Origin of the sequence: Mycobacterium colombiense (assembly GCF_001672755.1) — a bacterium.
Classification (GTDB): domain Bacteria; phylum Actinomycetota; class Actinomycetes; order Mycobacteriales; family Mycobacteriaceae; genus Mycobacterium; species Mycobacterium colombiense_C.
In genome coordinates this window covers 102,664-122,279 of record NZ_LZKI01000195.1, presented here as the reverse complement: position 1 = coordinate 122,279, position 19,616 = coordinate 102,664, and the positions used below count along the sequence as shown (strand labels likewise).

The 19,616-nt window shown below is 66.7% G+C and carries 14 protein-coding genes and 2 pseudogenes; 8 read left to right on the top strand and 8 right to left on the bottom strand.

Annotated features, from left to right (window positions below; all coding sequences use genetic code 11):
- A pseudogene (locus A5708_RS26550) lies at positions 1-391 on the top strand (phosphoserine transaminase); the annotation flags it as partial.
- Here the strand turns inward: A5708_RS26550 and A5708_RS27085 are convergent.
- A pseudogene (locus tag A5708_RS27085) lies at positions 385-552 on the bottom strand (phosphoserine transaminase); the annotation flags it as partial. The pseudogenes A5708_RS26550 and A5708_RS27085 overlap by 7 nt on opposite strands.
- 246 nt (positions 553-798) lie before the next feature.
- On the opposite strand from A5708_RS27085, the gene A5708_RS25345 reads away from it, so the two are divergent.
- Both A5708_RS25345 and A5708_RS25340 read left to right on the top strand, forming a co-directional pair.
- Positions 799-1,824, top strand: coding sequence for an AurF N-oxygenase family protein (locus A5708_RS25345; protein WP_065031239.1), 1,026 nt, complete (start codon positions 799-801; stop codon positions 1,822-1,824).
- 18 nt (positions 1,825-1,842) lie between these two features.
- Positions 1,843-3,531 carry an FAD-dependent oxidoreductase gene (locus tag A5708_RS25340; protein WP_065031238.1) on the top strand — a complete coding sequence of 563 codons (1,689 nt, stop codon included), beginning with the start codon at positions 1,843-1,845 and terminating at the stop codon, positions 3,529-3,531.
- A gap of 106 nt (positions 3,532-3,637) precedes the next feature.
- On the opposite strand, the gene A5708_RS25335 is transcribed toward A5708_RS25340, so the two are convergent.
- The 4 genes from A5708_RS25335 to A5708_RS25320 all read right to left on the bottom strand — a co-directional run bounded on the left by A5708_RS25335 (position 3,638) and on the right by A5708_RS25320 (position 7,328).
- On the bottom strand, positions 3,638-4,096 hold the full coding sequence (locus tag A5708_RS25335) for a VOC family protein (protein ID WP_065031237.1): 459 nt from the start codon (positions 4,094-4,096) through the stop codon (positions 3,638-3,640).
- 95 nt (positions 4,097-4,191) lie between these two features.
- A complete protein-coding gene (locus A5708_RS25330; protein WP_065031236.1) occupies positions 4,192-4,707 on the bottom strand; it encodes a hypothetical protein in 516 nt (171 codons plus the stop codon).
- Positions 4,704-6,155 (bottom strand): serine/threonine-protein kinase, encoded by a 1,452-nt coding sequence (locus A5708_RS25325; protein WP_065031235.1) that lies wholly within the window; start codon positions 6,153-6,155, stop codon positions 4,704-4,706. The genes A5708_RS25330 and A5708_RS25325 overlap by 4 nt, the downstream gene beginning before the upstream one ends.
- A gap of 51 nt (positions 6,156-6,206) precedes the next feature.
- On the bottom strand, positions 6,207-7,328 hold the full coding sequence (locus A5708_RS25320) for a citrate synthase 2 (RefSeq protein ID WP_065031234.1): 1,122 nt from the start codon (positions 7,326-7,328) through the stop codon (positions 6,207-6,209).
- 71 nt (positions 7,329-7,399) lie between these two features.
- On the opposite strand from A5708_RS25320, the gene pdxH reads away from it, so the two are divergent.
- The 4 genes from pdxH to A5708_RS25300 all read left to right on the top strand — a co-directional run bounded on the left by pdxH (position 7,400) and on the right by A5708_RS25300 (position 12,898).
- Entirely contained in the window at positions 7,400-8,062 is a 663-nt protein-coding gene (gene pdxH, locus A5708_RS25315; protein WP_065031233.1) for a pyridoxamine 5'-phosphate oxidase, read from the top strand.
- Between the two features lie 135 nt (positions 8,063-8,197).
- Positions 8,198-10,819, top strand: coding sequence for a LuxR C-terminal-related transcriptional regulator (locus tag A5708_RS25310; RefSeq protein WP_065031232.1), 2,622 nt, complete (start codon positions 8,198-8,200; stop codon positions 10,817-10,819).
- A 243-nt stretch (positions 10,820-11,062) separates the two neighbouring features.
- Positions 11,063-12,442: a cytochrome P450 gene (locus tag A5708_RS25305; protein WP_065031250.1), complete on the top strand. Its 1,380-nt coding sequence runs from the start codon at positions 11,063-11,065 to the stop codon at positions 12,440-12,442.
- 168 nt (positions 12,443-12,610) lie between these two features.
- Positions 12,611-12,898, top strand: coding sequence for a hypothetical protein (locus A5708_RS25300; protein ID WP_196772759.1), 288 nt, complete (start codon positions 12,611-12,613; stop codon positions 12,896-12,898).
- Positions 12,899-12,933: 35 nt separating this feature from the next.
- Here the strand turns inward: A5708_RS25300 and A5708_RS25295 are convergent, their stop codons facing one another.
- Entirely contained in the window at positions 12,934-16,119 is a 3,186-nt protein-coding gene (locus A5708_RS25295; RefSeq protein WP_065031231.1) for an AAA family ATPase, read from the bottom strand.
- Positions 16,120-16,452: 333 nt separating this feature from the next.
- Here A5708_RS25295 and A5708_RS25290 point away from each other — a divergent pair, with 333 nt between their 5' ends.
- Positions 16,453-17,751 carry a citrate synthase gene (locus tag A5708_RS25290; protein ID WP_065031230.1) on the top strand — a complete coding sequence of 433 codons (1,299 nt, stop codon included), beginning with the start codon at positions 16,453-16,455 and terminating at the stop codon, positions 17,749-17,751.
- Between the two features lie 21 nt (positions 17,752-17,772).
- Here A5708_RS25290 and A5708_RS25285 read toward each other — a convergent pair whose 3' ends face one another.
- On the bottom strand, positions 17,773-19,344 hold the full coding sequence (locus tag A5708_RS25285; RefSeq protein WP_231118016.1) for a phytoene desaturase family protein: 1,572 nt from the start codon (positions 19,342-19,344) through the stop codon (positions 17,773-17,775).
- Entirely contained in the window at positions 19,341-19,604 is a 264-nt protein-coding gene (locus A5708_RS25280; protein ID WP_065031248.1) for a DUF2630 family protein, read from the bottom strand. Before A5708_RS25280 ends, A5708_RS25285 begins: the two co-directional genes overlap by 4 nt.
- Positions 19,605-19,616 lie beyond the last annotated feature (12 nt).

Sequence of the window (19,616 nt, the reverse complement as noted above, 5' to 3'; positions counted from 1 at the left end):
GGCGCTGACCACCACCGCCGCGCCACTGTTCGGCACCTCGCACCGGCAGGCGCCGGTCAAGAATCTGGTGGGCCGGCTGCGGTCCGGGCTCGCCGACCTGTTTTCGCTGCCCGAGGGCTACGAGGTCATCCTGGGCAACGGCGGCGCGACCGCGTTCTGGGATGCCGCGGCCTTCGGTCTGATCGACAAGCGGTCGTTGCACCTGTCCTTCGGCGAGTTCAGCTCCAAGTTCGCCTCCGCGGTCACCAAGAACCCCTTCGTCGGCGATCCCGTCGTCATCAAGGCCGACGCCGGTAGCGCCCCCGAGCCGCAGAGCGACCCCTCGGTCGACGTGATCGCCTGGGCGCACAACGAGACGTCCACCGGCGTCGCCGTGCCCATCGGCCGGCCCACCAGATTCTTGACCGGCGCCTGCCGGTGCGAGGTGCCGAACAGTGGCGCGGCGGTGGTGGTCAGCGCCTGCAGCTGTTCGGGCCGGACCTTCGACGGGCCACACCCGAAGCGGCCGTCGCGGGGTTTGATGTCAGCGGGGATCTCGAGCTGGTCAGCCATGCTCATCAGGGTAGTGAGCCGACCTGACCGGGCGGTGCGGCGGCCCGGCCGCATGCCCCGACCGCCGGGGCAAAAGGCCTGTTCGGCCGCGACCGGACGTTTGGGCGGGTGTGATCTGGGGCATAAAAATTTCATGACCACCGGTCAGGTCACAGTGCCTCGAAGGGGTCTAGTGAATATCCGGTACCTGCGGTACTGTCTGGACATAGCACGTCCAAATGTAAACCTCGTTGGGGAGGCCTGGATATGGCTAGGACGCGATTAGTCCGGCGTTGGCGAAGCAACATGGAAGTGCGCGACGACGCCGAATACGTCAACATGCTTGCCACACTGTCCGAGGGGTCGGTGCGGCGCAACTTCAATCCGTACACCGATATCGACTGGGATTCACCGGAATTCGCTGTCACGGAAAACGATCCGCGATGGATTCTGCCGGAGACCGACCCGCTGGGCCGGCATCCCTGGTATCTGGCGCAGTCGGACGAGCGCAAGATCAAGATCGGGATGTGGCGCCAGGCCAACGTGGCCAAGGTGGGTCTGCACTTTGAATCGATCCTGATACGGGGCCTGATGAACTACACATTCTGGGTGCCCAACGGCTCGCCGGAGTACCGGTACTGCCTGCACGAGTCGGTCGAAGAGTGCAACCACACCATGATGTTCCAGGAGATGGTCAACCGCATCGGCGCCGACGTGCCGGGCATGCCGCGGATGCTCAAGTGGCTTTCCCCGCTGGTTCCGCTGGTGGCCGGCCCGCTGCCGGTGGCGTTCTTCATCGGCGTGCTCGCCGGCGAGGAGCCCATTGATCACACGCAGAAAAATGTTCTGCGCGAGGGCAAGTCGCTGCATCCCATCATGGAGCGGGTGATGGCGATCCACGTGGCCGAGGAAGCCCGCCACATCTCGTTCGCCCACGAGTTCCTGCGCAAGCGGGTGCCGGAATTGACCAAGCGGCAGCGGTTCTGGACCGCGCTGTACCTGCCGCTGACCATGAAGGCGCTGTGTCGCGCAATCGTGGTGCCGCCCAAAGCGTTCTGGCGCGAATTCGACATCCCACGTGACGTCAAGAAGGAACTGTTCTTCCGGTCGCCGGAATCACGAAAGTGGTTGAGCGACATGTTTGGTGATGTGCGAATGCTGGCCTACGACACCGGCCTGATGGAGACGCGCTCGGCGCGGTTGATGTGGCGGCTGTGCAAGATCAACGGCAAGCCGTCGCGGTACCGCAGCGAGCCGCAGCGCCAGCACCTGGCCGCTGTCCCGGCCGCGTAACCAACTGCGAGTTCTTGTATGCCGCACGTTATTACCCAGTCGTGCTGTAACGACGGGTCCTGCGTTTTCGCGTGCCCGGTGAATTGCATTCACCCGACACCGGATGAGCCCGGCTTCGCCACCTCGGAGATGCTCTACATCGATCCGGTGGCGTGCGTGGACTGCGGCGCCTGCGTGAGCGCATGCCCCGTCGGCGCGATCGCGCCCGACACCCGGCTGGACTCCAAGCAGCTGCCCTTCATCGAGATCAACGCATCCTTCTACCCGGAGCGGCCGAAGGACCAGAAGCTGCCGCCGACGTCGAAGCTGGCGGCGGTGATCCCGGCCGCCGAGGTGCACGCCCGTCGCCGGCCGCTGACGGTGGCCATCGTCGGATCGGGGCCGGCGGCGATGTATGCCGCCGACGAACTGCTGACCCAGCGGGACGTGCGCGTCAATGTCTTCGAAAAGCTGCCCACGCCTTACGGTTTGGTGCGGGCAGGGGTGGCGCCGGATCACCAGAACACCAAGCGGGTCACCCGGCTGTTCGACAGGGTCGCCAGTGATCGCCGGTTCCGGTTCTATCTCAACGTCGAGGTCGGCAACCAGTTGAGCCACGCCGATCTGCTGGCTCATCACCACGCCGTGCTGTACGCCGTCGGTGCACCCGACGACCGCCGGCTGGACATCGAGGGCATGGGCCTGCCGGGGACCGGAACGGCAACCGAATTGGTCGCATGGATCAACGGGCATCCCGACTTCGCCGATCTGCCAGTCGATCTCAGCCACGAGCGGGTGGTGATCGTCGGCAACGGCAACGTCGCCCTCGATGTCGCCCGGTTGCTCACCTCGGATCCCGACGACCTGGCGCGCACGGACATCGCGGACCACGCGCTGGCGGCCTTCCGGGGCTCCGCGGTGCGCGAGGTGGTGATCGCCGCCCGGCGCGGCCCCGCCCAGTCGGCGTTCACGTTGCCCGAGCTGATCGGGCTCACCGGCAGCTCCGAGGTGGTGCTCAGTGCGGCCGACCATCAGCTGGTGGCGGCCGATCTCGCGACCGCGTCGGACGCCCTGACCAAGCGCAAGCTGGAGATCTTGAGCACGCTCGGCGACGATTCGGCGCCGTCGGATCGACCAAGGATCAGGCTGGCATATCGGCTCACCCCGAACCGCGTGCTGGGGGACCAGCGTGCCACCGGCGTGGAGTTCTCCGTCACCGGCGCCGACGAAACGCGCCTTCTGGAAACGGGTTTGGTGCTGACGTCGATCGGCTATCGCGGCAAGCAAATTCGCGATCTTCCGTATGACGAATCGTCGGCTGTCGTGCCGAACGACGGGGGCCGCGTCGTCGACCCCGCCTTTGGACGGCCTGTGTCCGGCGCATACGTCGCGGGCTGGATCAAGCGGGGCCCCAGCGGCTTCATCGGCACCAACAAGTCATGCTCGTTGCAGACCGTGCAGGCCCTGGTCGCCGACTTCAACGCCGGCAAGCTGACCGATCCGGTCGCTAAATCCGACGCGCTGGCCCGCCTGGTGCATGACCGTCAGCCCGACGCGATCGACGCGGCGGGATGGCGCGCCATCGACGCCGCCGAAATCGCACGCGGCAGCGACAGCGGCCGCCCCCGCAACAAGTTCACCGACGTGTCCGCCATGCTCGCGGCCGCGGCCACCGCGGAGCCGGCGCCGCCGCAGCGACGCCGGCTGCTGGATCGGCTGCTCGGCTAGTCCCGGTGGTGGCGACCCGCTTCGCCCGGGTTCGAGCTGTAGTGGCGACCCGCCGCGCCCGGCTACGCCGCGCTTGCGATCGCCACGGCCGCGCTCGCGATCGCCACTAGCCGGCTCCCTGGCCGGACATCGCCGCCGAGATCTCTTCCATGCTGACCTCGCGGACCGGCTGCCCCATCGACCAGTGGTGGCCGAACGGGTCGGCGACCATGCCGTAGCGGTCGCCCCAGAACTGGTCGTCCAACGGCGTCACCACGGTGGCACCGGCATCCAGCGCCCGCTGGAAGCCGGCGTCGACGTCGGTGACCGTCAGGTGGAGCGTGACGGGGGTGCCGCCCAGCGACGTCGGCGTCATCGACCTGCCGCCACACACCTCCGGAAAGTCGTCGTTGAGCATCACCGTGAAGCCGTTGATGCGCACCGCGGCGTGCATCAGTTTGCCGTCGGGACGCGGCACGCGCCCGATTTCCTCTGCCCCAAAAGCCTTGACATAGAAATCGATTGCCGCGGCGGCGTCGTCGACCACCAGGTGCGGGGATAGTGCCGGTTCGATGTTGATCGCCATGCTGGTTCTCCTTGCTGTCGCATTCGCCCGTGAGGGATCACCAATATTGACCATCTGTCGCGGCAGTTCTCATCGCGCCGGTTCGAAGCAGTTCGTCACACCGGGTTGAAGCTGTTGATCAGCCATCTCCCGTTGACTTTGGCGAGGCCGACGTTCACCGAGCTGGACGTGGTCGTCGGTGCGGACTGGTCGGCAGAGGTTGTCGTCTGTGAGACGAAGACGAGGATGGTCGCCGCGTTGGTGGTCAGGCTCTGAACCCCGGCGCGCTGAACGGTGGCGGTGGTGCTCAGCCGCTTCTGCCGCGCGGTGGGGGCGACGACCTGGCTGGTGAACTGCCGGTAGTAGGTGAGGAAATCGCCGGTCAGCATCGCGCTGGCGGCGTTGAAGTCCTGTTCGAGCGTGTCCGGCGAATAGCTCAGCACCTTCACCGTTCCCGCGCTCGCGGCCTGGGTTGCCGCCTGGCGGTCAGAGAGTTGATCCGCTACGGGCGGTGGTGGCAGGGTTTTCAGATGCATCTCCCAGGCGCCGAGCGCGTCCACGCCGACCGTGGTGACGGCGAGGAGGGCCACGACCGCCCACCAGATGATGCGTCCCGCCGAATCTGATCTCATGTCACGAACTCGACCTTGGACACCTTGTAGGTGTCGCCGACTTTCTCGACGCGCATCGCCAACCGCCAATTTCGCGGCTCTTGCGCCGCGCCGTTGCTGTTGGTGATTTTTGCCGTCGCGGCGACCAGGACCTGGGCTTTGGTTCCGCTGATCGACTCGAGTGCCGCGGAGTTCACGATCCCTTGGGTCGACACATTGGAATCCATGACCGTTTTGGTGAAATCTTGGCGTCTGGTCAGAAAGTCGTCGTGAAATTCGCCGATCGACCCGTCGACGATGCGCTGGATGTCGGTGTCGGCGGATTTTGAGCTCAGGCTGGTGAGCCAGCCCGCGAATTGCTTGGCGTAGTCGACGTACGGCTGCCACTGCGGCGCGGCGGTCGATGGTGGTGGAGGTCGACGTAAGACCTGCGCCCCGGCGAACGCGCCGACGCACAGCAACAGGATCGTGAGGACCAGCGGCACCAGCACCGCGGTGTGCCTTCTTCGCCTGGATTCCGGCGTCGCCGCCGGATAGGGCGGCATCTGGGGCCAGGGGCCGGCCGTCAGGATCGGCGGTGCGCCCATCGCGGCCGGCCATGGCGTGGCCGGCGGGTTCCAGTGCGCGGCAGCGGCGTGGATCGATTCGCCGAGGGCCTGGGCGAAGTCGATGCAGCGTGAAAAGCGTTGCGCGGGGTCCTTGCTCATCGCTTTCGACAGCACCGGGTCCAGCGGGGCCAGGTCGGGGCGCCGCTGTGCCAGCAGTGGTGGTGGCGCGTTGAGGTGGTTGGCGATGACCGCCGCCGCGCTGGCGTCTGTGAAGGGAGCGGCACCGGTCAGCAGGTGAAAAGCGGTGGCGGCCAACGCGTATTGATCGGCTCGGCCGTCCAGGGCGCCACCCATCAGCTGTTCTGGTGCCGCGTAGCTGGCCGTGCCCGCGCCATCGGTTGTCATCAACCCGTTGATGTCATCGACTTTTCGAGCAATACCGAAGTCGGACAACAGGATTCGGCGTAGTTCTGAATCGGATTCGGTCAGCAGAATGTTTCCGGGTTTGACATCACGGTGCAGCATTCCGCGCCGGTGACCGTGGTCGAGCGCGTCCGCGACGGCCGTGACGATCTCCAGGACCTCGCGCGGGGCCATGCCGTGGGGGTGGTGTTCGCGCAGCAGGCGCCCGGCGTCTTTGCCCTGCGCATAGTCCATGGCGATCCATAACCGGCCGTCGAATTCGCCACGGTCGTGTATGGCAACGATATTGGGGTGCCGCAGCGCGGCGGCCAGGTCCGCGTCCCGCTCGAAACGCTCCCGAACACCGGCATCACCGGTCGACGACGCGGGCAGGATCTTGAGCGCGTCCAGTCGGGGCAACCGGGGATGCCGCGCCACGTAGACGTCGGCCGTCGCGCCCGAGCTCAGTAGCCCCTGAATGGTGTAGCCGGCGAACTCGGCACCATCCCCCAAGGTCATGGAGCGATCTTACTGAGTGATCACCCAAGAGGGTTGCGCCGATCGAACGGCTCAGGCGTTGGTGAGACTGCGGTCCCAGCCCTCGACGGATTCCGGGCTGCGCGGGCTGGGGCCCACGTAGATGGCCGACGGCCGGACCAGCTTGCCCAGCCGCTTCTGCTCGAGGATGTGCGCGCACCACCCCGCGGTGCGGCCGCAGGTGAACATCGCGGGCATCATGTTGGCCGGTACCCGCGCGAAGTCCAGCATCACCGCGGCCCAGAACTCGACGTTGGTCTCGATCGCCCGGTCCGGACGGCGCTCGCGCAGCTCGGCCAGGGCCGCCTGCTCCAGCGCGACGGCGACCTCGTGGCGTGGGGCGCCCAGCCGTTCCGCGGTGGCGCGCAGCACCCGGGCCCGCGGGTCCTCCGCGCGGTAGACCCGGTGGCCGAAGCCCATCAGCTTGTCGCCGCTGTCCAGGATCTTCTTCACCAGGGCACGCGCATCGCCGGTGCGCTCGACCTCTTCGAGCATCGGGAGCACCCGCGCCGGCGCCCCGCCGTGCAGCGGGCCGCTCATCGCGCCGATCGCCCCCGACAACGAAGCCGCCACGTCGGCGCCGGTCGAGGCGATCACCCGGGCGGTGAACGTCGAGGCGTTCATCCCGTGCTCGGCCGCCGAGACCCAGTAGGCGTCAATCGCTTCGACGTGGCGTGGATCCGGCTCGCCCTGCCACCGCGTCATGAAACGGGCGGTGACCGTTTCGCATTCGTCGATGACCCGCTGCGGCACGGCGGGTTGGTAGATCCCGCGCGCGGACTGTGCGACGTAGGACAGCGCCATCACCGACGCCCGGGCCAGCTGGTCGCGGGCGACGGAGTCCTCGGTGTCCAGCAGCGGCTTGTACCCCCAGATCGGGGCCAGCATCGCCAGGCCCGCCTGCACGTCGACGCGGACGTCGCCGGTGTGGATGGGCAGGGGGAACGGCTCGGCGGGCGGCAGCCCGCGGCCGAACTTGCCGTCGACCAGCAGCGCCCACACGTCGCCGAAGGTGACCTGCTGGGTCACCAGGTCTTCGATGTCGACGCCCCGATAGCGCAGCGCACCGCCGTCTTTATCCGGTTCGGCAATTTCGGTGGTGAAGGCGACCACGCCTTCGAGGCCGGGGACAAAGTCTTCGGGTACCACAGTCATAGGAAAATTCTCGCACCCCCTGATCGGGCCGACGCTACCGGCCGGTAGCAAGCGCCGGTAGCGTTGACGCGATGGCAGGACCAGAAGACGAGCACCTGCAAAGAATGCGTGTGGAGTACGGGTCAGTGGAAAAAGACGGTAGTCCAGATCTCGACGCGGATTGGCTGCGCGACGGCTGGGTTTCGTTGTTGCGCAAATGGATCGATGACGCCGAGCGATCGGGCGTGGCCGAACCCAACGCACTGGTGCTGGCCACCGTCACCGCCGACGGCAGGCCCGCGAGCCGATCGGTCTTGTGCAAGAGCGTGGACGAGACCGGGATCACTTTCTTCACCAACTATGACTCGGCCAAGGGTGACGATCTCGCGGCGACGCCCTACGCCTCGGCGACGTTTCCCTGGTACCAGCTCGGCCGTCAGGTACACATCCGCGGTCCGGTGACGAAGGTGACCGCGCAGGCCACCGAGGACTATTGGTCCAAGCGTCCGCGCGGGTCGCAGCTGGGCGCCTGGGCGTCGCAACAATCGCAACCGATCGCGTCACGGGCGGCCCTGCTCGACCAGCTGGGGGAGGTGACCGCCCGCTTCGCCGACCGCGAGCAGGTTCCGGTCCCGCCGGGCTGGGGTGGGTATCGCATTGCCCCGGAAGTGGTCGAGTTCTGGCAGGGCCGGGAGAATCGATTGCACAACCGCATCCGCATAACCGGAGATCGGGTGGAGCGCCTGCAGCCCTGAGGACGGCGGAAGACGGCCGCGATCGACTTCATCACCGCAAGCAGGTATTTACGAGTGGTCCATGCCGAAACACGAGCGCGATTAGAGGGTGCGGTAAGCGCCAGCAACTGCGGTGATCGCGCTTAGGCTTTTCAGGTGCGCTTGCCCTGGCCGTTGACCGGCCGCTCCGAGGAGACGGCAGCTATCGGGGCTGCCATCTCGGCTTCGGATGCTTCCGGGATCGTTGTCCACGGAGCGGCGGGTGTGGGCAAGAGCCGGATCGCCCGTGAGGCCTTATCTGTCGCTGAATCGCAGGGATGCGAATGCCGGTGGGTGGCCGGTACATCTTCGGCGCGGGCAATCCCGCTCGGTGCTTTCAGCGCGTGGGCAGCGTCGGGTGGTACCGAAACCGTTCAGTTGCTGCGGGGGGTGATCGAGTCGCTAACGGCCGCACCTTTGGGCGTCACGGTGGTGTTGTGCGTCGATGACGTGCATCTGCTCGACGATTTGTCGATATTCGTCGTGCACCAGATCGTGCAGCGCGGGGCGGCGAAAGTGATTCTCACCATTCGCGACGGCGAACCGATTACCGCGGCCGTACGAGAGATATGGACGCTTGGCCAATTCGACCGGCTCGATCTGCAAGCCCTATCGCTCGATGAGACCACTATCCTGCTTTCGGCAACGTTTGATGGGCCGGTGGATCCGGCTGCCGCACAGCGGCTGTGGAAGCTGACGCGCGGCAACGTTTTGTATCTGCGCAACATCGTGGAACAGGAGGTCGCCGACGGCCGCATCGTGCAACGGCACGGGTACTGGCAGTGGCTCGGTGATCCCGTCATGCCGCCCGGGCTGGTTGAGCTGATCGAATCCCGCATCGGCGCGCTGCCCGCGCCGGTTAGCGATGTAATCGACGCACTGGCTGTGGGGGAGCCGATCGAACTGGCGGCGCTGCGGCGAATCGCTGAGGCGTCGGCTGTCGAGGAGGCCGACACCCGTGGCCTCATCACGCTTGAGCACGTCGCCGGAGGCGTGGAAGTGCGGGTGGCGCATCCGCTCTACGGTGAAGTTCGCCGCCGACGCGCACCGGCTACCCGGCTGCGCCGGCTGCGCGGACTCGTCGCCGCCGAGCTCGCGGCAGCCGATGACCCTGATGACATACAAGTCGTCGTGCGCCGCGCCACGTTGAGCCTTGACTCCGACCTCAAACCCGACGCGGGGCTACTCGTACGGGCAGCCCACGGTGCCGTCTGGCTGGCGGATCTGCCCCTCGCCGATCGACTTGCCGAAGCGGCAATCCGCGCCGGGGCGGGACCGGAATCGAACTTCGTCCGCGCGCATGCGCTTTCGTGGCTGGGCCGCGGCGAGGAGGCCGACGCGGTGCTGACCGAGATCCACACCAGTTTGTTGGACGAAGTCGACCGCGCCAGATTCGCGTTCTGGCGGGCCAGCAACATGCTCTGGGTACTAGGTGACCCCGCAGGTGCAAAAAAAGTCATCGACGAGGCCTCGCGCACCACATCACCTCAAGCGCGCAGCTATATCGATGCCTTTCTCACGGTGTACTGGTTCGCAACGGACCGACCGGATGCGGCGATTCAAGCGTCGAAAAAGCTTGTGTTGGACGACCTGCCGGCCGTCGTCGATGCCGAGATCGCCTGGGTCCTGGCTGACATAGCCGCGGAGGCGGGACGCACCACTGAAGCTGTGGCCGTCGCGGATGCGGGATATAGCGTCGCGGCACGCTCTTTGGACGCTCCGCACATGAGATTCAACATCGCTGACGCACACGTCACCGCGCTTTTGCTGGCTGGCCGGGTTGCCGACGCCCTTGATGTCGCCGAGCGGGTGCGCCCGCAGGGTGCCGAACTGCCGGGGGCGGCTCAATTGCTGGGTGCGGCCATTGCGGGCCAGGCCGCCCTCGGTGCGGGCAGACTGCATTCCGCGCGCGCGTTGCTCGAACAAGCGGCAGAGGGACTGTCGGCCACGCATGCCCTCGGTTGGGGATACCGCTACGGCGTCCCGCGTGCGATTGCACTCGCGATGTGCGGTTCAACCGTGGATGCAGCTGCCGCCCTCGCGGCCCTTGACAAGCAGCGGCGTCCTTTCCGGTTACTGGATTTCGAGCGAAGCCTGGCGCGAGCGTGGGTGGGCGCGGCGCAGGGTGCCGTCAGCGAGGCGGTCACCGTTTTGTTGTCCGAGGCCGAAAGAGCTTCAGCTAACGGTCAATTCGCGGCAGAAGTGGTCTGCCTGCAAACTGCCGCCCAGTTCGGTAACCGTTCATGCGCACCTCGGTTAGGTGAGCTCAAGGGGATCGTCGAAGGGCCTCGTGTCAGCGTCGCCGCGTGGTTCGCGACCGCCCTGCGTGAAGGCGACGCGGCTGGATTAACCGCGGTATCAATAGAATTCGAGCGCATGGGTGACCTCATTGCCGCTGTCGATGCAGCCGCACATGCCGCCCTGGTGTATCGTCAGCGCGGACTCCGGGGGTCGGCATTGGGGTGCGCGGCACGGGCTAACGCGCTGGCCGAACAGTGCGGCGGCGCATGGACTCCGGCGCTTCGTCAGGTTAGCCAGCCTGTGCCCTTAAGCGACCGCGAACGAGAGATCGTGATGCTGATTGGTGAGGGATTGTCTAGCCGCGAAATCGCCGAACGACTAACACTGTCCGTACGGACCGTCGAAAGCCATGTCTATCGGGCGATGTCGAAGACTGGAACCACCAGTCGCGCCGAACTCGCCTCCCTGATACCTAGCCACAGGGCGCGGACCGAGTGACACCGGCTCTGCCGATGCGCGGTCGGTGCGACAGTCGGCACCTAGCGGTGGCGTCGCGCTTCCCTTTCGGAGTTTCTGTTGCTTTCTCGCGCAATGCAGAAGCCCGAGAAGCGTATTCGGCGGCCGCGATGCAGGCTTCTTGCACGGTGGAACATGCCTGCAGTGTGGGGATGAGCTTGTGAACAAGATGCAGTAGTCGACTACTGGTGACTGCCCGACCCCAGCCGGCCCAGGCTAATGGGCATGACGGCGACGATCACCTGCCCAGACGTCATCGCATTGCCGTTGGCGCCAAAAAACCCCATGCCGTACTTTCGGCGTTTGGCGGCGACCCGACGATTCGATACCGGTCTGGAGCTGATGCGGGACTCTGGTGGTCCGGTGACCCGAAATGTGTTGGGGCCGAGTTGGATGATTCCGTCGCTGGTGTGTGTCGCCTCCCCGCGGGGAGCCCACGACGTGCTGGCGCGCACGGATGCGTACGCCGAGCGTGCGGCGGCGCCTATCGCATTAGAGATCCGTCGGCTGGTGGGCGACAACCTGCTGGTGGTGCCGCATCACGAGTGGCTGCCCCGCCGCCGCGCGCTGCAGCCGATCTTCACCAAACACCGCATTCCCCGGTTCGCAGGGCACATGGCTGAGGCGGCCGAACAGCTTGCCGGCCGCTGGGCGCTGGGGGCGGCGGTTGACCTGGACGCCGAATGCCGCGCCCTGACGTTGCAGGCACTCGGCCGGTCGATACTCGGAATCGATCTGGGCGACCAAACGCAGTTGGTGGGAGCCGCGCTTCGTACCGGCGGCAAGTGGGCGGCCGACCGCGCGTTGCGCCCCGTCAACCTGCCACGCTGGTTCCCTACCCGTGGACAGCGGTCGGCAAGCACGGCCGTCGCCTCCCTGCACGCGCTGGCGGCCGAGATCCTGCGCGCGTGTAGAGCCGACCCGACGCGTGATGCGCCGCTGGTGCGTGCACTGATGCAAACCACCGATCCGGAAACCGGACAGCCGCTGTCGGATCGTGCGATCTGCGACGAGTTGGTGCTGTTTCTGCTCGCCGGCCACGACACCACCTCTACCGCGCTGACCTATGCGCTGTGGGCGTTGGGTCACCGGCCCGAGTTACAGCAGCGGGTGGCCGCCGAAGTCGCCGCGCGCGGTGACCGCCGGCTCACCCAGGAGGACGTGCCCGGGCTGCGTTACACCGTGCAGGTCTTGCACGAGGCGCTTCGCCTGTGCCCGCCGGCACCCGCAGTCGGGCGGATGGTGATGGCCGACATCGAGGTCGACGGATACCGCTTGTCCGCAGGTACTTTCGCGATTGTCGCGATCTACGCCATTCATCGCGACCCCACCCTGTGGGAAGACCCGCTGCACTTCGACCCCGACCGGTTCAGCCTCGAGCGCTCCAAAGGCCGTGACCGCTGGCAATACCTGCCGTTCGGTGGCGGCCCACGAGCATGCATCGGCGATCACTTCGCGATGCTCGAGGCGACCCTCGCTTTAGCGACAATCCTTCGGCAGATCAAGATCCATTCGCTGAGCGGCGATTTCCCTACGATTACCCCATTGACGACGATTGCCGCCGCACCCATTCGAGCCGTGGTCGGACACCGTGTAGATCAGTGAACCGGAGGATCCTCAGATGTGTTCCCGTGTGACTGTTCAGCCCCGCCAATGGGGCGCTTGCTCCTCGCCAAGGCAGGCACGGCGCCTCATCCCCTGCGTGGCGGGCCGACTGCTTTTAAGTAGTGCACTACAGATGCCTACGCGCGCGATCGCCGAAACGATCTAGCCATGAAACCCAAACTTGCACCGCCATTCCGGGCAACCTGCGTCAGCGAATGGGACAACGTCGGAGGAGGCTCCAGGGCGTTCGATGGCCCCAAGTGGAGAATCGAGCACACCACCGACGACGGGCGATGCGCCGATATCGTGGTATGCGTGATCGGCCTGCAGTACGCGGACGGACGCGCTTTGCGCGAGATCATTATCGACTGCCCCGATTCGCCGATCGTCACGCCGGCCGAAGCGCGGAATCTGGCTAGGGCGCTGATCGCGGCAGCCGACTCGGTCGCGGGGTGACTTCGCTACGTCCGTGAGGATGGTCGAACTGCGTATTATTTTTCATCCGCGAACATCGCCTGGGCCCAGGCGATGTGCCCGTCGAAGCCAAGCGATTCCGCCATCGCGCGATAGCGACTCACCAAGTCCCGGTAAGCAACATTGTCGCCGCGGGCCCGGGCCAGCAGCGCGCGCAGCCGTAGCAGCGTGATCTCGCGTATCGCCCAACCTTGATCGGCCCGCAGGTTCGCCAACCGCTCGATCGCCGCTTGCGCTTCGGCTAGATCGCCTTCGGCGCCGCGCTCCAACACCGTCTCCACCAGAACGCCGATGCCCCATACGCCGAACCCGATCCGTCCTGCCTCGTGCAACTCGTCGACAGCTTCGCGCATCGCCGGAATGGCAGCATCGGGCTCGCCGCGTCTGGCCCTCTCCCTGGTGGCAAACACCTCGGTGGCCCGGACCAGGTAGGGAATGCGCTGGCGTGCCCACTCGCGGGCCTGCACCGTCAGCTCGAGCCCGCGTTGACGGTCGGCCGCGGCGTCGCGCTGCAGCAGCACGCCGCCCAGTGTGTATCCGGCGAAGCTCAATACGATGTCGCTGCCGGCGCTGTGGGCGGTGTGAACCACATCCTCGATCGCGCGCAGCGCGGTGTCATCAGCAAGAAGCACCCCGTAACGGATGGCGACGCAATAGGTCCAGTTGACGATGAGGGAAAGGGTTGCCGGGTCCGTGTTTCGGGCCATCTCGACCGCGTCGTCCAGGTCCTCGCGCCACCCGGGGCGGCCCAGCCACCACCGACTGACGCCGCGAAACGCCAACCCGACCGCCAGCGGCGACTTGATCCCACCGAAGCCGGCGCCCTTGGCGGGATCGCCCCCGGCGAGATCGATGACGGTCTGCGACCATCGCACGATCTCGCCGATTTCGCCGGCATCGAACCAGGTGGCCAAAGCTACGAACGCCAATCCCACGGTCAAGGTGGGATCGCCGATCGACTCGAGTAGCACCGTCTGTTCGGATGCCACCCGCGAACCCTCACGCGAACGCCCGGAATAGAGGAGCTCGGTTACCAGCCCGCTCATGCCGGTGGCCAACGAGACCTTGTCCCCGGCCGCGACGCACAAGTCGCGGAGCTCCGCGAAGCGCCCCCGGCTCTCGTCGAATGCTCGGATCTGCCAATTGTCGGTGGCACACAGCATGGTGCGGGGGGCGATGCGCATCGACAGCAGGTCGGGGTCGTCGTCGGGTAGTCGGTCGGCGATGCGGCATGCTCGCTCCCAGCTGACCCGGGCAGCGCCGACATCGCGGTTGGCTGACCACGCGCCGGCGCGCATGTGCCACTCATATGCCGCGCGCTGCTCGCCGGCGGCTTGCACATGTTCGGCGATCAGCGCCGCGTTCGTTTCCACCGATTCCGGGTCACGCTGTTGGATTGCGGCGGCCAGGCGCCGGTGCCACTGGGCGCGATCGGATTTGAGCTGTGATTCGTAGGCCACCGCGCGGATCAACGGATGTCGGAAGGCGTACTCGGCGGTGGGGGTGGGTCGCACCTGATCGATCAGCTCCGCGCCCAGCAGCTCGTCGTCCACCACATCGATGCCCAGCGCGGCGAGCAACTCCGCATCGAAGCGGCCACCGATCACCGATGCCGCGTTCAACGTCCGCTTGGCCGCGGCGGACAGCCGGTCGATGCGGGCCTCGATGGTCGCCTGCACGGTGGCCGGCACGCGCACCTCAGCGACATCGACGCGGCGCAGGTAGCCGCCGCGCTCACCGGCCAACACCCCGCGCTGGGCCAATTCGCGCACCATCTCCTCGGCAAAAAATGGATTCCCCGCGGCCCGCTCGGCGATGATCCCGGCTAGCTCGCCAACCGAGGGATCGGAACCCAGTAACTCGTCGATCAGCGACGCGATGTCCGAATCACCCAGCGGGGCAAGCGCTATCGTCTGCGCGCCGGGCACCCGTGTCAGCGCTCCCTGATACTCGGGGCGAGAGGTGATCAGCACCATCGATGGCGTCCGCGCCATGACGGTGAGGAAGTCGGCCAGCATCGACTCGCTGACCGCGTCGACCCATTGGGCATCCTCGAGGATGAACAGTGCCGGCTGCGTGCGTGCCAGCGACGCGGTGTTGATCAGTGCGGTCAACCGGCGCCGCCGCGCATCCGGGTCGATCGCGGGCACCGGCACGCCGGGGTCCGCGATGCCCAACTGATCATCAAGTAGCAGCAAATCTTGTGGGTCGGCATCCGGGAATTGTTTCCGCACCTGCGCCCGCGCGGTCGCGTCGTCGAGGTCGGCCACGCCGGTGCTCGCGCGCAGTAACCGCGTCACCACCTGAAAGGGGATGTCGCTGGCGTGGGATTCGCAGAAGGTCCAAAACACCTTGACCCCGCGACGGGCGGCAGCCACCGCGGCCTCTCGGGCCACGCGGCTCTTGCCGATGCCTGGCGGTCCCATTACGTTCACCACGCCACCACAGCCACCGATCGCGCGGTCCACCATGGCCTCGAGGGCCGCCACCTCCCAGCGTCGACCGACCAAGCGCGCCTCGGCGCGCTCCGGCAGCCCACCTCGCGGGGCGATCCCCACCAGCCGGCGCGCACCTACGGGTCGGTCGGCCCCCTTGATGCGCACCCACTCCGGTTCAGAGAGCACGACGAGGTCCTCGACCAGCCTCGCGGTGGACTCTGACAGCATCACCGCGCCCGGGGGCGCCGCCGATTCCATCCGCTGCGCCATCCCGACGTGCTCGCCGGTCGCGGCATACCCCAGCGCCCGCGAACCGATCTCACCGGCGATGACCTGACCCGAGTTCAGGCCCACCCGCAACCGCAGCGCCACGCGGTCGCGGCGGGCCACCTCGACCGCCAGCCGATTCGCCTGCTCCTGGATGTCCAGCGCGGCCAGACACGCACGAAAAGCATGGTCTTCCAATGCGATCGGCGCACCGAACAGTGCCATCACTCCGTCGCCGGTGTGCTCTACCGTCCCGCCGTAGCGTCGCGCCACCGCCGCCGCGCGCTTCACCAGCTCGGTCATGATTTCGCGCAACCGCTCGATGTCCACGGCGGCCGCGATGTCCATCGAACGCACCACGTCGGCGAACAGCACCGTGACCTGCTTGTACTCGGCTGTGTCACCCGGCACACGGGTGGGGGTGCCGCACTCGTCACAAAACTTGGCGTTCTGCCGCAGCCCGGTGCCGCATGACCCGCACGCCACGCTCGCCGTCATCCGAGCACCACCGTCTAGGGGCCCGACTACCCCGATCGCCTAAGGATAGGGCGTTCACCAGCGTGTTGACGGAAAAATGGAACGTCAGCCAGGTGACCGAGCCCGCGTGTGTCGACTTCGTGGATCGCCGGTCCGGAGTGCTCTATGCGATCGGGTGGAGCGCCGGCAGCCTTGACCCGCAGATAATGCACGTCGCGCGGCGGCATGACGGGATCGATTGTTGGCGTGACCAGCGGACTCGACCCCGGGCAGGCGCCTCATCCTCATAACGACTACCTTTTGCAGTAAGCACCAAGTCAGCAGCCATATCAGCCAGAGCGCAAAGGGGTTCTCGTGGCAGACACCGACGACACCGCCACTTTGAAGTACCCGGGCGGTGAGACCGACCTGGAGATCGTCAACGCTACCGACGGCGCTGACGGCATCGCGCTGGGCTCGCTGTTGTCCAAGACCGGCTACACGACGTTCGACAACGGCTTCGTGAACACCGCCTCGTGCAAGAGCTCCATCACCTACATCGACGGCGACGCGGGCATCCTGCGCTACCGCGGCATCCCGATCGAGCAGCTCGCCGAGAAGTCGACCTTCATCGAGGTGAGCTACCTCTTGATCTACGGCGAACTGCCGAGCAAGGAGCAGCTGGCCGATTTCACCAAGCGGATCCAGCTGCACACCATGCTGCACGAGGATCTCAAGCGTTTCTTCGACGGCTTCCCGCGCAACGCCCACCCGATGCCGGTCTTGTCCAGCGCCGTCAACGCGCTGTCCGCCTACTACCCCGATTCGCTTGACCCGATGGACACCGAGGACGTCGAGCTGTCCACGATCCGCCTGCTGGCCAAGCTGCCGACCATCGCGGCGTACGCCTACAAGAAGTCGGTCGGCCAGCCCTTCCTCTACCCGGACAACTCACTGTCGCTGGTGGAGAACTTCCTGCGCATGACGTTCGGGCTGCCGGCGGAGCCCTACGAAGCGGATCCCGAAATCGTTCGGGCGCTGGACATGCTGCTCATCCTGCACGCCGACCACGAACAGAACTGTTCGACATCGACGGTCCGGCTGGTGGGGTCGTCGCAGGCAAACCTGTTCACCTCCATCTCCGGAGGCATCAACGCGCTGTGGGGTCCGCTGCACGGCGGCGCCAACCAGGCGGTGCTCGAGATGCTCGAGAAGATCCGCAAAAGCGACGACGACGTCAGCGAATTCGTGCGCAAGGTCAAGAACCGCGAAGAAGGCGTGAAGCTGATGGGCTTCGGCCACCGCGTCTACAAGAACTACGACCCGCGCGCCCGCATCGTCAAGGAGCAGGCCGACAAGATCCTGGCCAAGCTCGGCGGGGATGACGACCTGCTGGACATCGCCAAGCAGCTGGAAGAGGCCGCGCTCACCGACGACTACTTCATCGAGCGCAAGCTGTACCCCAATGTCGACTTCTACACCGGTCTGATCTACCGGGCGCTGGGCTTCCCGACCCGGATGTTCACCGTCCTGTTCGCGCTGGGGCGGCTGCCCGGCTGGATCGCGCACTGGCGTGAGATGCACGACGAGGGCGACAGCAAGATCGGTCGCCCGCGCCAGATCTACACCGGCTACACCGAGCGCGACTACGTCACCATCGACGCCCGCAAGTAGGCGGGTCCGCGAGCACATCCGCTAGCGCAGTGAGGCCAGCACCGCCATCGCGGCGTTGTGCCCGCCGATGCCCGACACCGCCCCGCCGCGGCGAGTGCCCGAGCCGCACAGCATGATTCGTTCGTGTGCGGTGGCCACGCCCCATTGCCGCGCCGCGGTGTCCAGCGGCTCGTCGTCCTCGGCGAACGGCCATGACAGGCCGCCGTGGAAGATGTTGCCGCCGCTCATGCGCAGGGTGCGCTCCAGATCCATCGTGGTCGTGGTCTCGAGGCACGGCCGGCCTTGGGCATCGGTCAGCAGCAGGTCTTGAATCGGTTCGGCCAGAACAGAATTCATCGAGGCCAGCACGTCATCGGTCAGCTGGTCGCGCATCGCGTCGGGGTCGGTGCCGCCGAATAGCGAGTGCGGGGTGTGTAAACCGAACACCGTCATCGTCTGCGCGCCCGAGTCGCGCAGCCCGTCCGACAGGATGCTGGGGTCGGTCAGCGAGTGGCAATAGGCCTCGCACGGCAAGGGATTCGGTGGTCGACCGGCGGCGGCCTGCGAATAGGCCGTATCGAGTTGCGTCCAGGTCTCGTTGACGTGAAACGTCCCGGCGAATGCCTGTTCGGGGGTGACGGCGCGGTCGCGCAGCCGGGGCAGCCGCGCCAGCACCATGTTCACCTTGACCTGCGCGCCGGCGGCCGCCGGCTCCGGTTCTTCGCCGAGCAGCCCGGCCAGTACCGTCGGTGTGACGCCGGACAGGATGAACCGGGCCCGAATCTGGTGGTGTTCGTCGCCGCTGCGATAACGCACTTCCCCGCTGGGGTCGACCGCGTAAACCTCTGCGCTGGTAGTGATTTCGGCGCCGTGATGTACGGCGGCCGCAGCCAGGGCCGTGGTCACCGCGCCCATGCCGCCGACAGGGACGTCCCAGTCTCCGGTGCCCCCGCCGAGCACGTGATACAGGAAACAGACGTTCTGCGTCAGCGATGCGTCATCGAGGCGGGCGAACGTGCCGATCAACGCGTCGGTCGCGACCACCCCGCGCACCACGTCGTTGCGCACCGCGTCGGCGATGGCGTGTCCGATCGGGTCGTCGATCACGGCCCGCCACGCGGCCGCCGCGCGGCGATCGCCGCGTTCCGTCACCTGCCTGCGGGCCTCCTTGCGGCTGCGCAGCGGTTCGAGCAATGTCGGCCACAGAGGTTCGGTCACCAGCCGGCAACGCTGGTAGAAGTCGGCGAACGCCCGCGCGTCCCCTTCCGCCCCGATGGCGGCGAAGGTACCGGACGATCCGATCAGCAGGCCACCGCGACCGCCGGTCGCGGGGTCGGGTGTGTACGACGAAAACGGCCGCCGGGCCAGCCGCACGTCGGCGCCCAGATCCTCCACGATGCGCGCGGGCAGCAAGCTGACCAGATAGGAATAGCGCGATACCCGGACACCGACACCGTCGAAGGCCTGCGCCGAGACTGCGGCGCCGCCGGTGTGGTCCAGCCGTTCCAGCAGACGCACCCGCAAACCCGCGCGGGCCAGATAGGCGGCGGCGACGAGGCCGTTGTGGCCGCCTCCGACGATCAGGGCGTCGACGTCGGGCGCGTGGCCGCTCAGCTCAGGTAGCCCTCGACCTCGTCGGGCGGACGCACCTCCGCCTCCCGTGGGTCGCCGCCGGTCTCGCGCAGTGCCCGGCGCTGCCGCAGCAGATCCCAGCACTGATCGAGTTCGACCTCCACCCGCTGGAGGCGGTCATGCTCCTCCGACGTGTCGATGTCCCCGCGCTGCAGCTGGGCCCGCAAGGCTTTCTCCTCGGCGACCAGCTCACGGATGACTGCCAGAGTGTCTTTGTCGGTCGGTTTACTGCCGTTGGCCATCGCTCCAGTGTG

Bases quoted from the DNA above. Each gene is read 5' to 3' on its own strand.
- A5708_RS25345 (WP_065031239.1), top strand. From the start codon at position 799: ATGGCTAGGACGCGATTAGTCCGGCGTTGGCGAAGCAACATGGAAGTG.
- A5708_RS25340 (WP_065031238.1), top strand. From the start codon at position 1,843: ATGCCGCACGTTATTACCCAGTCGTGCTGTAACGACGGGTCCTGCGTT.
- A5708_RS25335 (WP_065031237.1), bottom strand. From the start codon at position 4,096: ATGGCGATCAACATCGAACCGGCACTATCCCCGCACCTGGTGGTCGAC.
- A5708_RS25330 (WP_065031236.1), bottom strand. From the start codon at position 4,707: ATGAGATCAGATTCGGCGGGACGCATCATCTGGTGGGCGGTCGTGGCC.
- A5708_RS25325 (WP_065031235.1), bottom strand. From the start codon at position 6,155: ATGACCTTGGGGGATGGTGCCGAGTTCGCCGGCTACACCATTCAGGGG.
- A5708_RS25320 (WP_065031234.1), bottom strand. From the start codon at position 7,328: ATGACTGTGGTACCCGAAGACTTTGTCCCCGGCCTCGAAGGCGTGGTC.
- pdxH (WP_065031233.1), top strand. From the start codon at position 7,400: ATGGCAGGACCAGAAGACGAGCACCTGCAAAGAATGCGTGTGGAGTAC.
- A5708_RS25305 (WP_065031250.1), top strand. From the start codon at position 11,063: ATGACGGCGACGATCACCTGCCCAGACGTCATCGCATTGCCGTTGGCG.
- A5708_RS25300 (WP_196772759.1), top strand. From the start codon at position 12,611: ATGAAACCCAAACTTGCACCGCCATTCCGGGCAACCTGCGTCAGCGAA.
- A5708_RS25295 (WP_065031231.1), bottom strand. From the start codon at position 16,119: ATGACGGCGAGCGTGGCGTGCGGGTCATGCGGCACCGGGCTGCGGCAG.
- A5708_RS25280 (WP_065031248.1), bottom strand. From the start codon at position 19,604: ATGGCCAACGGCAGTAAACCGACCGACAAAGACACTCTGGCAGTCATC.